Source organism: Nonomuraea aurantiaca (assembly GCF_020215705.1).
GTDB classification, from domain to species: Bacteria; Actinomycetota; Actinomycetes; order Streptosporangiales; family Streptosporangiaceae; genus Nonomuraea; species Nonomuraea aurantiaca.
In genome coordinates, this window is the sequence record NZ_JAIWNB010000026.1 from 150,752 (window position 1) to 165,346 (window position 14,595).

At 68.2% G+C, this 14,595-nt stretch carries 14 protein-coding genes and 1 pseudogene; 12 read left to right on the forward strand and 3 right to left on the reverse strand.

From position 1 onward, the window contains the following. The first annotated feature begins 38 nt into the window (after positions 1-38). Together LDL49_RS43255 and LDL49_RS43260 are read left to right on the forward strand one after the other, a co-directional pair. A complete protein-coding gene (locus LDL49_RS43255) occupies positions 39-848 on the forward strand; it encodes a class I SAM-dependent methyltransferase (protein ID WP_225300732.1) in 810 nt (269 codons plus the stop codon). An 84-nt stretch (positions 849-932) separates the two neighbouring features. Beyond that, positions 933-1,655: a methyltransferase domain-containing protein gene (locus LDL49_RS43260; protein WP_225300733.1), complete on the forward strand. Its 723-nt coding sequence runs from the start codon at positions 933-935 to the stop codon at positions 1,653-1,655. 131 nt (positions 1,656-1,786) lie between these two features. Here LDL49_RS43260 and LDL49_RS43265 read toward each other — a convergent pair whose 3' ends face one another. Genes LDL49_RS43265 through LDL49_RS43275 form a run of 3 tightly spaced genes read right to left on the reverse strand, consistent with a single transcriptional unit; the run spans position 1,787 to position 5,150 of the window. Next, complete coding sequence (locus tag LDL49_RS43265; RefSeq protein ID WP_225300734.1) at positions 1,787-2,527, reverse strand: succinate dehydrogenase/fumarate reductase iron-sulfur subunit; 741 nt, start codon at positions 2,525-2,527, stop codon at positions 1,787-1,789. After that, the gene (locus tag LDL49_RS43270) at positions 2,524-4,446 is read right to left on the reverse strand and encodes a fumarate reductase/succinate dehydrogenase flavoprotein subunit (protein WP_225300735.1); all 1,923 of its coding nucleotides are present in this window, start codon (positions 4,444-4,446) and stop codon (positions 2,524-2,526) included. Before LDL49_RS43270 ends, LDL49_RS43265 begins: the two co-directional genes overlap by 4 nt. Beyond that, positions 4,443-5,150 (reverse strand): succinate dehydrogenase cytochrome b subunit, encoded by a 708-nt coding sequence (locus LDL49_RS43275; protein ID WP_225300736.1) that lies wholly within the window; start codon positions 5,148-5,150, stop codon positions 4,443-4,445. The genes LDL49_RS43270 and LDL49_RS43275 overlap by 4 nt, the downstream gene beginning before the upstream one ends. A 176-nt stretch (positions 5,151-5,326) precedes the next feature. Here LDL49_RS43275 and LDL49_RS43280 point away from each other — a divergent pair, with 176 nt between their 5' ends. From LDL49_RS43280 to LDL49_RS43325, 10 genes and pseudogenes are all read left to right on the forward strand, one after another. Further along, a complete protein-coding gene (locus tag LDL49_RS43280; RefSeq protein ID WP_225300737.1) occupies positions 5,327-6,280 on the forward strand; it encodes a LysR family transcriptional regulator in 954 nt (317 codons plus the stop codon). 10 nt (positions 6,281-6,290) lie between these two features. Then, positions 6,291-7,427, forward strand: a complete 1,137-nt coding sequence (locus LDL49_RS43285) for a PP2C family protein-serine/threonine phosphatase (protein WP_225300738.1) — start codon at positions 6,291-6,293, stop codon at positions 7,425-7,427. Next, positions 7,424-8,584: a sensor histidine kinase gene (locus LDL49_RS43290; protein ID WP_225300739.1), complete on the forward strand. Its 1,161-nt coding sequence runs from the start codon at positions 7,424-7,426 to the stop codon at positions 8,582-8,584. Before LDL49_RS43285 ends, LDL49_RS43290 begins: the two co-directional genes overlap by 4 nt. After that, a complete protein-coding gene (locus LDL49_RS43295; RefSeq protein ID WP_225300740.1) occupies positions 8,574-9,026 on the forward strand; it encodes a response regulator in 453 nt (150 codons plus the stop codon). Before LDL49_RS43290 ends, LDL49_RS43295 begins: the two co-directional genes overlap by 11 nt. A 195-nt stretch (positions 9,027-9,221) precedes the next feature. Further along, positions 9,222-10,007, forward strand: coding sequence for a succinate dehydrogenase subunit SdhC (gene sdhC, locus LDL49_RS43300; RefSeq protein ID WP_225300741.1), 786 nt, complete (start codon positions 9,222-9,224; stop codon positions 10,005-10,007). 25 nt (positions 10,008-10,032) lie between these two features. Next, the gene (locus LDL49_RS43305) at positions 10,033-11,922 is read left to right on the forward strand and encodes a fumarate reductase/succinate dehydrogenase flavoprotein subunit (RefSeq protein ID WP_225300742.1); all 1,890 of its coding nucleotides are present in this window, start codon (positions 10,033-10,035) and stop codon (positions 11,920-11,922) included. Continuing rightward, complete coding sequence (locus LDL49_RS43310) at positions 11,919-12,671, forward strand: succinate dehydrogenase/fumarate reductase iron-sulfur subunit (RefSeq protein WP_225300743.1); 753 nt, start codon at positions 11,919-11,921, stop codon at positions 12,669-12,671. Before LDL49_RS43305 ends, LDL49_RS43310 begins: the two co-directional genes overlap by 4 nt. 105 nt (positions 12,672-12,776) lie before the next feature. Continuing rightward, a complete protein-coding gene (locus LDL49_RS43315; RefSeq protein WP_225300744.1) occupies positions 12,777-13,472 on the forward strand; it encodes a TetR/AcrR family transcriptional regulator in 696 nt (231 codons plus the stop codon). 14 nt (positions 13,473-13,486) lie between these two features. Then, positions 13,487-14,323: an oxidoreductase gene (locus LDL49_RS43320; RefSeq protein WP_225300745.1), complete on the forward strand. Its 837-nt coding sequence runs from the start codon at positions 13,487-13,489 to the stop codon at positions 14,321-14,323. A 149-nt stretch (positions 14,324-14,472) separates the two neighbouring features. Then, positions 14,473-14,595 (forward strand): annotated as a pseudogene (locus tag LDL49_RS43325) (IS5/IS1182 family transposase); the annotation flags it as partial.

The following is a 14,595-nucleotide window of genomic DNA, read 5'->3' on the forward strand; positions in this document are numbered from 1 at the left end:
CGGTGACAGCGGCGTCGCTGCGCTGTCAGGATGGGAGTATGTCCGGCGATCTTCGGCTGCGAGCCACCTTCGACCGCGCGGCCGACTTCTATCAGGACGCCCGCCCCGACTACCCGGCCGAGCTGTATTCCGACCTGCTGGCGATCACCGCGATCACGCCCCCCGCGCACCTGCTCGAAATCGGATGCGGTCCGGGCAAAGCCACGCTGCCATTGGCACGGATGGGCTTCCGGATCACCGCGGTCGAGCTCGGCGATGCTCTGGCGGCAGAAGCACGGCACCGCCTCGCTGAATTCGCCGACGTTTCCGTGATCACGTCGTCATTCGAAGACTGGGAGCCGCCGGCAGGAGCCCGTTTCGATCTCGCCTACGCGGCCACGGCGTGGAAATGGGTGGACCCGGAGGTCAAGTACGCGAAAGCAGCCGAGCTGCTCGCCCCGGGCGGCCATCTGGCGGTGTGGAACGCCGACCATGCACTCCCAGCGGGTTTCGACCCGTTCTTCACCGAGATCCAGAAGGTCTACGAGGAGATCGGCGAAGGCGATGGCCGCCCGTGGCCGCCGCCACCGCCTGAGAACCGGCCCGACCCCATCGCCGCCGAATTTGCGGCCTCCGGACACTTCACGGTGGTCGGGACGAGACTCTACGTGTGGGCCTTGCGCTACACGACAGACGAATACATCGCCCTGCTCGACACGTTCTCCGGCCACATCGCCATGGAGCCGGCCAAACGGGAACACCTTTACCGTGAGGTACGCCGCCTCCTCGCCGCACGCCCAGACGCACGCCCGGACGGACGGCTGGTCCGCCACTGGTCCGTCGGCCTCACCATCGGCCGACGCCTATGAGCTGGAGGAAACCGCTACGCCCGTGCACCGGATCTTGACACGCTCTCCCCGGAAACCGCACACCGACCTGCTTGGCTCAAGGTCATGACGACCATCGCGTACCTGGACCAGCTCGCCGCCAGCGCCCCCGGCCGCGCGTACAAGCGGGACCTGCTGGCCATGATGGACCTGCGGCCCGGCCAGACCGTGCTCGACATAGGCTGCGGCCCCGGCACCGACCTGGCCGACCTCTCCGACGGCGTGGCCCCTTCGGGTACGGTGATCGGCCTCGACCACGACCCGGCCATGGCGGACCAGGCCCGGCTACGGCTGGCCGACCGTACCAACGTCGAGATCCGCGTCGGCGACGCCCACGCGATGCCGCTCGACGACGGCACCGTCGACCGGGCGCGCACTGACCGCATGCTGCAGCACGTGCCGGACCCGGGGCGGGTGCTGGCGGAGTTCCGCCGCGTGGCCCGGCCGGGCGCCGGCATCGCCATGGCCGAGCCCGACTGGCACGGCCTGCTCATCGACTCACCGGCAGGCCCGGGCCTCGTCCGGTACATCACCACAGAGGTGATCAGGAACCCGGCCATCGGACGGAGCCTCGCCCGCCTCGCCGAACAGGCCGGACTGACCGTACGGACGGCGACGGTGTTCAGCCCGGTGATCCGGGACCTGGAGACGGCCGAGCAGCTCTTCGGCCTGAGCCGCACCCTCTCCAGGGCTGTGCGGGCGGGCTACCTGGAGGACCCTGCCGACCTCGGCTCCGGGCCCTTCCTGGCCAGTTGCGCGCTGTTCATGGTGGTGGCCGACGCACCTTGACGGGCGTCAACGCCTGGCCCAGACGAAGGTGTGCGGCTCGATCGAGCCCGCAGGCATCACTGGGTCTCACGGCGGGCGGGCCGTACAAAGCACAGAGCGAGAACCACTCAGCCCGTACGGCCCGCAGCCCCCTACTTGGCGTTCGCCTTGAGGTAGTCGCTGTTCATCTGCGCGATGGTGTCCAGCGGAATGCCCTTGGGGCACACGGCGGTGCATTCACCCGTGTTCGTGCACCCGCCGAACCCCTCCGCGTCCATCTGGTCCACCATCGCCTTGGCGCGGGTCAACCGCTCCGGCTGGCCCTGGGGAAGCAGCGAGAGGTGGGTGATCTTCGCGGCCGTGAAGAGCGACGCCGACCCGTTCGGGCAGGCCGCCACGCAGGCCCCGCAGCCGATGCAGGTGGCGGCGTCGAAGGCGTCGTCGGCGTCCTCCTTGCGCACCGGGATGCTGTGGGCGTCGGGCGCCGAGCCGGCCGGGACCGAGACGAAGCCGCCGGCCTGGATGATGCGGTCGAACGCCGACCGGTCCACCACCAGGTCCTTCACCACCGGGAACGGTGCCGCGCGCCACGGCTCGATGGTGATGGTGGCGCCGTCCTCGAAGTGCCGCATGTGGAGCTGGCAGGTGGTGGTGGCGCGCTGCTCGCCGTGCGCGACGCCGTTGATGACCATGCCGCACATGCCGCAGATGCCCTCGCGGCAGTCGTGGTCGAAGGCCACCGGGTCGTCACCCGAGAGGATGAGGCGCTCGTTGAGTACGTCGAGCATCTCCAGGAAGGACATGTCCGGGGAGACGTCTTCAACCCGGTAAGTGGCCATCTTGCCGGGAGCTGACGGGCCGCTCTGGCGCCAGACCTTCAAAGTCAAGTTCACTTGTAGCTCCGCTGGGTCATCTTGACGTACTCGTACTCGAGCGCTTCCTTGTGCAACACCGGTCCGTCCTCGGAGAACTCCCAGGCCGACACGTGTGCGAAGTGCTCGTCATCGCGCAGGGCCTCGCCGTCGGCGTCCTGCGACTCGGCGCGGAAGTGGCCGCCGCACGACTCGGTGCGGATCAGCGCGTCGAGGCACATGAGCTCGGCCAGGTCGAAGAAGTCCGCGACCCGCCCGGCCTTCTCCAGGACCTGGTTCAGCTCCTCGGCGGTGCCCGAGACCTTGACGTCCCGCCAGAACTCCTCGCGCAGCTCCGGAATGCGCTCCAGCGCCTTGCGCAGTGACTCCTCGGTGCGCTCCATGCCGCAGTAGTCCCACATGAGCTTGCCGAGCTCGCGGTGGAAGGAGTCGGGGGTACGCGTGCCGTTCACCGCGAGCAGCCTGTCGATCTTGGTACGTACCTTGATCTCGGCCTCGGCCACGGCGTCCTCGGAGACCTCCCCGAACGGCCCGGCCGCCAGATAGTCGCCGAGCGTGGTCGGCAACACGAAGTAGCCGTCGGCCAGGCCCTGCATCAGCGCCGAGGCGCCGAGGCGGTTGGCGCCGTGGTCGGAGAAGTTGGCCTCGCCGATCACGAACAGCCCGGGGATCGTGGACTGCAGGTCGTAGTCCACCCACAGACCGCCCATGGTGTAGTGGACGGCCGGGTAGATGCGCATCGGCGCCTCGTAGGGGTTCTCGCCCGTGATGCGCTCGTACATCTCGAAGAGGTTGCCGTACTTCTTCTCCACGGCGTCCCGGCCGAGACGGTTGATCGCGTCGGCGAAGTCCAGGTAGACCCCCAGCCCACCGGGTCCGACGCCGCGACCCTCGTCGCAGACGTTCTTGGCGGCGCGGGAGGCGATGTCCCGGGGGACGAGGTTCCCGAAAGCCGGATAAATCCGCTCCAGGTAGTAATCGCGTTCGTCTTCTGGGATGTCGCCGGGAGCCCGGGAGTCACCGCCGACGAGCGGCACCCACACCCGGCCGTCGTTCCGCAGCGACTCCGACATCAGCGTCAGCTTCGACTGGTACTCGCCCGACACCGGGATGCAGGTCGGGTGGATCTGCGTGTAGCAGGGGTTGGCGAAGTACGCGCCGCGCTCGTGGGCCCGCCAGATCGCCGTGGTGTTGCACCCCTTGGCGTTCGTGGACAGGAAGAACACGTTCCCGTAACCGCCGGAGGCCAGCACGACGGCATCGGCCACGTGCCGCTCGATCTCCCCGGTGACCATGTCGCGGACGATGATCCCGCGCGCCCGGCCGTCGGCGACGATCACGTCGAGCATCTCGTGCCGGGTGAACATCTCCACGGTCCCGGCCGCGATCTGCCGCTCCAGGGCCTGGTAGGCGCCGAGCAGCAGCTGCTGGCCCGTCTGGCCGCGCGCGTAGAACGTACGCGACACCTGCGCGCCGCCGAACGAGCGGGTGTCCAGCAGCCCGCCGTACTCACGGGCGAACGGGACGCCCTGGGCCACAGCCTGGTCGATGATGTTCACGGAGACCTGGGCGAGGCGGTAGACGTTCGACTCGCGGGCCCGGAAGTCACCGCCCTTCACCGTGTCGTAGAAAAGGCGATAAATCGAGTCACCGTCGCCGCGGTAGTTCTTCGCGGCGTTGATCCCGCCCTGCGCGGCGATGGAGTGCGCGCGGCGCGGCGTGTCCTGATAGCAGAACGACTTGACGTTGTAGCCCAGCTCCCCCAGCGTCGCGGCGGCGGAACCGCCCGCCAGGCCGGTGCCCACCACGATCACGTTGAGCTTGCGCTTGTTGGCCGGGTTGACGAGCTTGGCGGCGAACTTCCGCTTCTCCCACCGCTCCTCGATGGGACCCGAGGGGGCCTTGGCGTCCTTGATCTCCGGGCCTTCGGTGTACTTCACTTGATCACTCCGAACGTGACGGCGAGCGGCGGCGCGAGGAAGCCGATGACCAGGACCGCGGACACCAGCGCCGCGACCGGGCGAAGGGCCTTGAAACGGGTGGCCCAGCCGAGGGTCTGGAACATGCTCCAGATGCCGTGCCGCAGGTGCAGGCCGACCATGACGACGGCCACGACGTAGAAGAGCGTCACCCACCAGCGCGACAGGTCGAACCCGGCGATCATCCGGTCGGCGGGCGCGGAGTCGTACCCCTTGGGGTTCACCACCCCGAAGCTCAGGTCGAGCAGGTGCCAGACCAGGAAGAGCACGATCGTGAGGCCGCCCCACCGCATGATGTGCGTGGTGTAGCCCTTGGCCTGCGACTTCTTGGCCACGTACTTCACCGGCCGGGCGTGGTGGGCCCGCCGCGCCAGCGAGATCGCGGCCCACATGTGCAGGACCACCGCCACGACGAGGCCGGCTTCCAGGATCGTCAGCACCGTCCGGTACGGCGCGAGCGGCTCCAGCAGCGTGCGGAGCGCCTCGGCGTACTCGTTGAAGGAGTCCTTGCCGAGGAAGATCTTGAGGTTGCCCAGCATGTGGAGGATCAAGAAGAGCACCATCGCGGCGCCCGTGACGGCCATGACGGCCTTCTTGCCGTTGGAAGAGCGCAGGAATCCGCCGCGCTTTCCGCTGGGGGTCGGCTTTTTCGGCGTGGGCTTCAAGACTGGCGCGGTAGCGGCGCCTCGCTCAATCGTGGCTGTCACGTCTTCCGACGCTAGATATCCAGCCATGATCCGTCCAAGTCATGACGGGCCTGGTTTCCATAGCCTTCGGCTATGATGCTTGGTTTGTACGGCCGGCGTAAGGAAATCCCACGAGCCGGTGCGAGGAAAATCACATGCAGCTGCAACAGCTCGCCTACTTCGTCGCCGTCGCGGAGACGAGGCACTTCACCCAGGCCGCCGAACGGATGCGGGTCGCCCAGCCGTCACTCAGCAAGCAGATCAAGGCATTGGAGAGCGACCTCGGCGCCCCGCTGTTCTCCAGGGCGCGCGGCAACGTCACGCTGACCCCGGCGGGAGAGGCGCTGCTGCCGCTCGCCCGCCGCATGCTGGCCGACGCCGGCACCGCCCGGCAGGAGGTGGCCGAGCTCGCCGGGCTGCGCAGGGGCCGGGTCCGGCTCGGCGCCACGCCGTCCCTGTGCGCGGGGCTGCTGGCCGACGCCCTGGCCCGCTTCCACCTCGCCTATCCGGGCATCGAGCTGCTGGTTGAAGAGGACGGCTCACGCGACCTGGTCAGGGCGCTGGCCCGAGGGCAGCTCGACCTGTCCCTCATCATCACGCCGCTGCAGGGCGACGACCCGTCTCTGGTGACCGAGGAGATCCTGCGCGAGAACCTGGTCGTGGTGACGCCCTCTCACCGGCCGGAACGCAAGCCGTACCTGCGCATGGAGGATCTGCGCGGCCGGGGGATGGTGATGTTCAGGCGCGGCTACGACCTGCGCGAGGCGACGCTGGCGGCCTGCCGCCAGGCCGGGTTCGAGCCCAGGTTCGCGGTGGAGGGCGGCGAGATGGACGCCGTCCTGCGGTTCGTGGAGGCGGGCCTGGGGCTGGCCGTGGTGCCGTCCATGGTGCTCGACGGGCGGCCGGGGCTGACCGGCACTCCCCTGGCGCCACCGGGGCTGAGCCGCACCATCGCGCTGGCCCACCGCAAGGACGTGGAGCCGACGAGGGCGGCGCAGGCCTTCCGTACGACCCTGCTCTCCTTCGTCGTCGAAGCCGGTCATGAACGCACCCTTCCGCAAGGGGTGGAGCTCATCGCAGAATCAGACCCAACACCCAAACTTCTATGAAGAGGCGCGTGTGACGGCAACTCTCAACGTAACGCTGACGCTGCTCCTCATCGAGGACGACGCCGGTGACGCGTTCCTCGTCGAGGAACTCCTGAAGCAGGCCGAGGCGCCGCCGCACATCACCTGGGTACGCAGCCTCGCCGAGGGCAAGGCCAAGCTCGACGCCCGGATCCAGTGCGTACTCGTCGACCTCACGCTCCCCGACGCCACCGGCCTGGAAGCGCTGGAGCAGGTGCTGGGGGCGGCGCCTCATGCGGCCGTGCTGGTGCTCACCGGGCTGCGCGACGCTCACGTGGGGGTCGCCGCGGTCAAGGCCGGAGCGCAGGACTACCTCGTCAAGCAGGACGTCGACGCCCGGCTGCTGGCCAGGGCCATCCGCTACGCGATGGAGCGCAAGCGGGCCGACCTGGCGCAGCTCAGGCTGGTCGCGGCCGAGCTGACGGCCAAGGAGAACGCCCGGCTGGAGAGCGGGCTGCTACCGGTCGCCCTGCTGCACACCGATGCGCTGGAGCACACCACCCGCTACCTGCCGGGCAGCCAGGGGTCGCTGCTGGCCGGTGACTTCCTCGACACCGTGCAGACGCCCGACGGCGCGGTGCACGTCGTGGTCGGCGACGTCTGCGGGCATGGGCCCGACGAGGCGGCGCTCGGCGTGGCGCTGCGCATCGCCTGGCGCACGCTGGTGCTCGCCGGGCAGACCGGCGAGCGGCTGCTGCGCACGCTCGACGCCGTGCTGCGCGCCGAGCGCCAGGCCCCGGAGATCTTCACCACGCTCTGCATGGCGACGATCACGCCCGACCTGCGGAACGCCAGGATGCGGGTGGTCGGACACCCGCCGCCCGTCCTCGTCCGTGACGGAGTCGTCGGCGTGGTCCCCGGCGCGCCCTCCGGGCCGCCGCTCGGCATCTTCTCCGACGCCGAGTGGACCGTCCTCGACGTGCCTCTGGGCGAGGAATGGTCCATGATGCTCTACACCGACGGCCTGATCGAGGCCGCGGTGGGCGAGCAAAAGGAGCTGCTCGGCGTGGACGGCCTGGTCGACCTGGTACGCGAGCACGGCTCGATCGATCTCGACCGGCTCATCAGGCACGTGGGCACGCTCAGCGACGACCTCGCCGTGGTCCGCGTCAGCAGGAGGTCGTCGTGAGTATCCATCCGCTGCCCCCGCCGAAGCCGCCGACGGGCATCGGCAGACTGCCGATGGGCCGCTGGTTCCTCGCCGTCGGCGTGGTGAGCGCCGTGGTGTTCGTCCTGGGCGCCACGCTGATCATGAAGCTGGTCGCCGACGTACGGGAGCGGGCTCTGCGGCCCGACGTCGCGGTCCAGCTCGACCGGCTGAACGTGGCGCTGATCGTGCTGCTGGCCGTGATGGCCGTGGTGGGGATCGGGCTCGTGTTCATCGTCCGCTACGCCGTACTGAAGCCCATCGCCCAGCTGACCGACCAGGTGCGCAAGGTCGCGACGGGTGACTTCGACCATCAGCTGAGCGTGGCGCGGCCGGCGGAGCTGGCCGAGCTGTCGAGCCACGTCGACTCCATGCGCCGGCGCATCGTGTCGGCCTGGCGGCGGGCCGAGGAGCAGTCCGACGAGCTGCGCAGGTCCAACGGGGAGCTGGAGCAGTTCGCCTACGTCGCCAGTCACGACCTGCAGGAGCCGCTGCGCAAGGTGGCCAGCTTCACGCAGATGCTGGAGCAGAGGTACGGCGACCGGCTCGACGACCGCGCCAAGGAGTACATCCGCTACGCGGTCGACGGCGCCAAGCGCATGCAGCTGCTCATCAACGACCTGCTCGACTTCTCCAGGGTGGGCCGGGTCACCGGCGAGCGGGTGGTCACCGACACGGACGCGGCGCTGTCCACGGCCCTGGACAACCTGTCGGCCGCGATCGAGGACACCGGGACGGTCGTCACCCACGACGCCATGCCCAAGGTCGTCGGCAACCGGGGCCAGCTCACTCAGCTCTTCCAGAACCTGGTCGAGAACGCCATCAAGTTCCGTTCGGACCTGCCGCCGCGCGTGCACATCGGCGTCCAGCGAGCCGGGCGGATGTGGGAGTTCAGCTGCTCGGACAACGGGATCGGGGTGGACGCCAAGTACGCCGACCGCATCTTCCTGATCTTCCAGCGCCTGCATCCACGGGACGTCTATCCAGGGACCGGCATCGGGCTCGCGCTCTGCCGCAAGATCGTCGAGTATCACGGCGGACAGCTCTGGCTCGATGGCGGAGACGGCAGCGCCGACAAGGACAAGGGCGCGACGTTCCGCTGGACCCTGCCCGCGGCTGGAGACGAAGATGACGACTGACTGGCGGCCGATCGAAGTGCTCCTGGTAGAGGACGACCAGGGTGACGTGCTCCTCACCAAGGAGGCGTTCGACTTCAACAAGGTCCGCAACCGCCTGCACGTGGTCAACGACGGCGAGCAGGCGATGGCCTTCCTGCGCCGGGAGGACGGCTACCACGACGCGCCGACGCCCGACCTCATCCTGCTCGACCTGAACCTGCCCCGGATGGGCGGCTTGGAGGTGCTCACCGAGGTGAAGGCCGACACCGAGCTGCGCACGATCCCCGTGGTGATCCTGACGACCTCGGAAGCGGAGGAGGACATCCTGCACAGCTACCGGCTGCACGCCAATGCGTACGTCTCCAAGCCGGTAGATTTTGAGCAATTTATCCGAGTTGTCCGCCAAATAGACGATTTTTTCGTGACTGTGGTTAAGCTGCCGAGCAAAGGGCAGCCCACGTGACAGGGGTACGTGACAGGAATCACAGCGAGTCATCGAAAAAGTGAGTGACCCTCCTCACAAATCCCGAGGCGGTCGTCGTAACGTATCCCCCACCAAAGCGCGCCGCGAGCGGAGGCCACGCCCCGCCGTGCACGCGCCAAGCGAACGACCCGGATTCCCTGCGAGCAGGGTCCGCGGGAGGTGGAGAGGTCCGCGATGACCCAAACGACGCCCGATGCTCCTGTCAGAAGGCAGCGTGCGCAGATCAAGGTGCGCACGCTGCGCACCGACAGATGGTGGCTGGCCCCGCTGCTGACGTTCCTGGCACTCAGTGCCTTCCTCGTCTACGGCGTGTGGGCGATCTTCGACGGCAGCTACTACCTCGACCCGTACATCGCCCCGTTCTCGTCGCCGTGTCTGACGACCTCGTGTGCCGAGGGCGCGCGGCTGTTCGGCTGGGCGCCGATCGGTGACTGGTACACGCTGCCGCCCGGTCTGCTGATCCTCGGCCTGCCCGGCGGGTTCCGGCTGACCTGCTACTACTACCGCAAGTCCTACTACCGGTCCTTCTGGCTGTCGCCGCCCGCGTGTGCCGTTCAGGAGCCGCACGGCAAGTACAGCGGCGAGACGCGCTTCCCGCTGATCATGCAGAACATCCACCGGTACTTCTTCTACGCGGCCATCGTCATCGGCGCGATCCTGAGCTACGACGCGATCCTGGCGGTCGTCCACAAGCCGCTGGGCCTGGGCTCGTGGATCCTGATCGCCAACGCCGTCCTGATCGTCGCCTACACGCTGTCGTGCCACTCGTGCCGGCACATCACCGCGGGCCGGCTCAACCACTTCTCCCGGCACCCGCTTCGCTACCGGGCCTGGACCTTCGTCTCCAAGCTCAACGCCAAGCACCAGCCACTCGCGTGGGCCTCGATGTTCTCCGTCATGGGCGCCGACCTCTACGTCCGCCTGGTCGCCAAGGGCATCATCGCCTTCCCGTTCGCTTAAGGCCCTTTCTGTTAGGACATTTTCTGTGGAGATCGAGCGTCACGAATACGACGTCGTCGTCATCGGCGCGGGCGGCGCCGGGCTGCGGGCCGCCATCGAGGCCCGCCAGCAGGGCAAGCGGACGGCGATCGTCTGCAAGTCGCTGTTCGGCAAGGCCCACACGGTCATGGCCGAGGGCGGCGCGGCCGCCGCGATGGGCAATGTCAACTCCGACGACAACTGGATGGTGCACTTCCGTGACACCATGCGGGGCGGCAAGTTCCTGAACAACTGGCGGATGGCCGAGCTCCACGCCAAGGAGGCCCCCGACCGGGTCTGGGAGCTGGAGGCGTGGGGCGCGCTGTTCGACCGCACCAAGGACGGCAAGATCAGCCAGCGTAACTTCGGCGGGCACGAGTACCCCCGGCTGGCCCACGTCGGCGACCGCACCGGGCTGGAGCTGATCCGCACCCTGCAGCAGCGCGTCGTCGCGCTCCAGCAGGAGGACTTCGAGACGCACGGCGATCACGAGGCCTACATCAAGGTCTTCGCGGAGTGTACGGTCACCCGCCTGCTCAAGGACGGCGACCGCATCTCGGGTGGCTTCGGCTACTGGCGCGAGTCCGGAAATTTCGTGGTCTTTGATGCGCCCGCCGTCGTGCTCGCGACCGGCGGCATCGGCAAGTCCTACGTGGTCACCTCCAACTCCTGGGAGTACACCGGTGACGGCCACGCCCTGGCCCTGCTGGCCGGCGCGAAGCTGATCAACATGGAGTTCATCCAGTTCCACCCCACGGGGATGGTCTGGCCGCCGTCCGTACGCGGCATCCTCGTCACCGAGTCGGTCCGCGGCGACGGCGGCGTGCTGCGCAACTCCAACGGCGAGCGCTTCATGTTCAACTACATCCCCGAGGTGTTCAAGGACAAGTACGCCACCACCGAGGAGGAGGGCGACCGCTGGTACACCGACCAGGCCAACAACCGCCGTCCCCCGGAGCTGCTGCCGCGTGACGAGGTGGCTCGGGCGATCAACTCCGAGGTGAAGGCGGGGCGCGGCTCTCCCCAGGGCGGCGTCTTCCTCGACGTGTCCAGCCGACTCCCGGCCGAGGAGATCAAGCGGCGGCTGCCGTCGATGCACCACCAGTTCAAGGAGCTGGCCGACGTCGACATCACCGCCGAGCCCATGCAGGTGGGCCCGACCTGCCACTACATCATGGGCGGCGTCGAGGTCGACGCCGACACCGGCGCGGCGGCCGTGCCGGGGCTCTTCGCCGCGGGCGAGGTCTCGGGCGGCATGCACGGCTCCAACCGCCTGGGCGGCAACTCGCTGTCCGACCTGCTGGTCTTCGGCCGCCGGGCGGGCGCCGGAGCCGCCGCGTACATCGACGGCCTGCCCGCCAGGCCCAAGGTGAGCCAGGAGCTGGTGGAGGAGGCGCACGCCGAGGCGCTGGCGCCGCTGGGCCGCTCCGGCGAGAACCCCTACGAGGTGCACCACGAGCTGCAGCGGACGATGAACGAGCTCGTCGGCATCATCCGCAAGGCCGAAGAGGTGTCCGAGGCCCTGGAGGCCGTGGAGAAGCTCAAGGAGCGGGTGCAGCTGGTCGGCGCGGCCGGCTCGCGGATCTACAACCCCGGCTGGCACCTGGCGATCGACCTGCGCAACATGGTCCTCGTCTCGGAGTGCGTGGCGCGGGCCGCGCTGCTGCGCGAGGAGAGCCGCGGCGGGCACACCCGTGACGACTTCCCCGGCATGAACCCGGCATGGCGCCGCAAGCTGCTCGTGTGCTCGACGGAGGACGGCTCGTCCGTCACGGTCGAGGAGAAGACGCAGCCTACGATGGCCGACCACCTGATCAAGCTGTTCGACCGGGACGAGCTGGCGAAATACCTCACCGACGAAGAGATGACCGAGTTCGACGGGATCGCAAAGTCATGAGCTACAAGGCAAAGTTCAAGGTATGGCGCGGTGAGGGCGGTGAGGGCAAGCTCGAGGACTTCACCGTCGAGGTGAACGAGGGCGAGGTCGTCCTCGACATCATCCACCGCCTGCAGGCCACGCAGGCGCCGGACCTGGCGGTCCGCTGGAACTGCAAGGCCGGCAAGTGCGGCTCCTGCTCGATGGAGATCAACGGGAAGCCCCGGCTGGGCTGCATGACGCGGATGTCCACCTTCACCGAGGACGAGACGATCACCGTCACGCCGATGCGTACGTTCCCCGTCATCAAGGACCTCGTCACCGACGTCTCGTTCAACTACGAGAAGGCACGGGAGATCCCGTCCTTCACCCCGCCGGAGGGTGTGCGGCCGGGCGAATACCGGATGAAGCAGGTCGACGTCGAGCGGTCCCAGGAGTTCCGCAAGTGCATCGAATGCTTCATGTGCAACAACATCTGCCACGTCATCCGCGACCACGAGGAGAACAAGCCCGCCTTCGCCGGGCCGCGCTTCCTCATGCGCATCGCGGAGCTGGACATGCACCCGTACGACGTGGCGGACCGGCAGGAATCAGCCCAGGAGGAGCACGGGCTGGGCTACTGCAACATCACCAAGTGCTGCACCGAGGTCTGCCCCGAGCACATCAAGATCACTGACAACGCGCTCATCCCGATGAAGGAGCGCGTGGCCGATCGCAAGTACGACCCGATCGTGTGGCTGGGCAACAAGATCTTCAAGCGCGCCAAGTAACGTCGTACCGAACCAGGCCGGTGAGGACTTCCTCACCGGCCTTTTTCTTACGACTTTATGACTTGTTTTGCTAAAGTGGTCAACAAGTCACATGGAGGTCGCACGATGGCGCTGGGACGACCGAGCGAGGCGGCCGACCGCGCCGACCGGATCCTCGACGCGGCGGCCGAGCTGACCGTGCGCCTCGGGGTTAGCAAGGTGACGATCGACGACATCGCCCAGCGGGCCGACATCGGCAAGGGCACCGTCTACCTGCACTGGCGTACCAAACAGCAGCTCTTCGAGGCCCTGTTCGTGCGCGAGGCCATCATCTACGTCGAGACGCTGCTGGGGGAGTTGCGCCGCGACCCGGCCGTGGTGCTGCCCCACCGCATGCTCAGCACGCTGTTCCTGGTGAGCTGCCGCCGGCCGGTGCTGCGGGCGCTCCTCGCCGGCGACCTGCCGCTCCTCCAGGGCCGGATGGCGGACAGCGCGACGCGCAGCCACGAGTTGCTCGCCACCGCGCGCTTCCACGAGGTGATGCTCCGCCACGGCCTGCTCCGCGACGACGTCGAGCACCTGATCTACGGCCTGACCGCGACGCAGGCGAGCTTCTACCTGCTCGGCACCGTCGTCACGGTGCCCGACGAGCCGGACCCTGAGGCCAAGGCCAGGGTGCTCGCGCACATCGTCCGGCACGCGTACGAGCCGGCCGAGCAGCCCGACGCGCAGACGATCGCCGCCGCCGCCGCGGAGATCATCGCCGCCTCGGAAGCCCTGCTACCGCCGTACCGGGAGTGGCTCTACGCCGCACACCCCTGACGAAAGGTCGTTCCATGGCAGCCAAGATCTGCCTCGTCACAGGCGCTTCGGCCGGCATCGGCCGCGCCACCGCACTCGAACTGCTGCGTGCCGGCCACACGGTGTACGGCGTGGCCCGGCGCGTCGACCGGCTGGAGGACATCCGCAAGGCCGGCGGCCACACCCTCGCGATGGACGTCACCAAGGAGGAGGACCTGCGCCGCGTCGTCGACACCATCCTCGCCGAGCAGTCGCGCATCGACGTGCTGGTGAACAACGCCGGCGTCGGCGTGTACGGGGCCGCCGAGGACGTGCCGCTCGACACCGCGCGCCACCAGTTCGAGGTCAACCTGTTCGGGCCCGCCCGGCTGATCCAGCTGGTCCTGCCGGGGATGCGCGAGCACCACTCCGGCACGATCATCAACGTCTCCTCGATCGCCGGGGTGATCTCGCTCCCGCTCGGCGCCTGGTACCACGCCTCCAAACACGCCCTGGAAGGCTATTCCGACACCCTGCGCCAGGAGGTCGGCCGTTTCGGCATCAAGGTGGTGGTCGTCCAGCCCGGCCTGATCAAGACGGAGTTCGAGTCGAGCACGCCCCGCGACCTGAGAGAGGTCTCCGGCAAGGGCGCCTACGCCTCGGTCGCGCACGCGATGGCGGACCGCGCGGAAGCCGCCTTCGCCGGGAAGAACAAGGCCTCGGATCCCTCCGTGGTCGCCCAGGCCATTCGCACGGCCATCGACGCCAAGGCCCCCAAGCCGCGGTACGCCGTCGGCTACCTGGCCAAACTCCTCCTGAGTGGGGGTTTAGGCATGGCTCGTTGGCATGTGCCCGCTTTGTGGTCGCAGGCTTTTGGGCTCTTCGTCCTATAGGTATAGATTTGCTCATTCCTCATCGCCGATGAGGGCGCCTGCTTGATTATCAAATGACGCTCGAATTCCGTCTGGTCTAGAAATGCGGTAGAAGCTCCCGACCGGTCGAGGGCCACTACCGATCACATGTATCGGGTAGAAGTTCCGCCATGAGCGAGCGGAAGCCGTACCCCAGTGACATATCCGACGCCCGCTGGGCCTTAATCGAACCCACCTTAACCGCCTGGCGGCAGGCCAGACTCGACCGCCGGCCCACCGGCCAACCGGCCTCG

Excerpts from the sequence above, each read along its gene's own strand:
- LDL49_RS43255 (WP_225300732.1), top strand. The coding sequence starts at position 39 with ATGTCCGGCGATCTTCGGCTGCGAGCCACCTTCGACCGCGCGGCCGAC.
- LDL49_RS43260 (WP_225300733.1), top strand. The coding sequence starts at position 933 with ATGACGACCATCGCGTACCTGGACCAGCTCGCCGCCAGCGCCCCCGGC.
- LDL49_RS43280 (WP_225300737.1), top strand. The coding sequence starts at position 5,327 with ATGCAGCTGCAACAGCTCGCCTACTTCGTCGCCGTCGCGGAGACGAGG.
- LDL49_RS43295 (WP_225300740.1), top strand. The coding sequence starts at position 8,574 with ATGACGACTGACTGGCGGCCGATCGAAGTGCTCCTGGTAGAGGACGAC.
- sdhC (WP_225300741.1), top strand. The coding sequence starts at position 9,222 with ATGACCCAAACGACGCCCGATGCTCCTGTCAGAAGGCAGCGTGCGCAG.
- LDL49_RS43310 (WP_225300743.1), top strand. The coding sequence starts at position 11,919 with ATGAGCTACAAGGCAAAGTTCAAGGTATGGCGCGGTGAGGGCGGTGAG.
- LDL49_RS43315 (WP_225300744.1), top strand. The coding sequence starts at position 12,777 with ATGGCGCTGGGACGACCGAGCGAGGCGGCCGACCGCGCCGACCGGATC.
- LDL49_RS43320 (WP_225300745.1), top strand. The coding sequence starts at position 13,487 with ATGGCAGCCAAGATCTGCCTCGTCACAGGCGCTTCGGCCGGCATCGGC.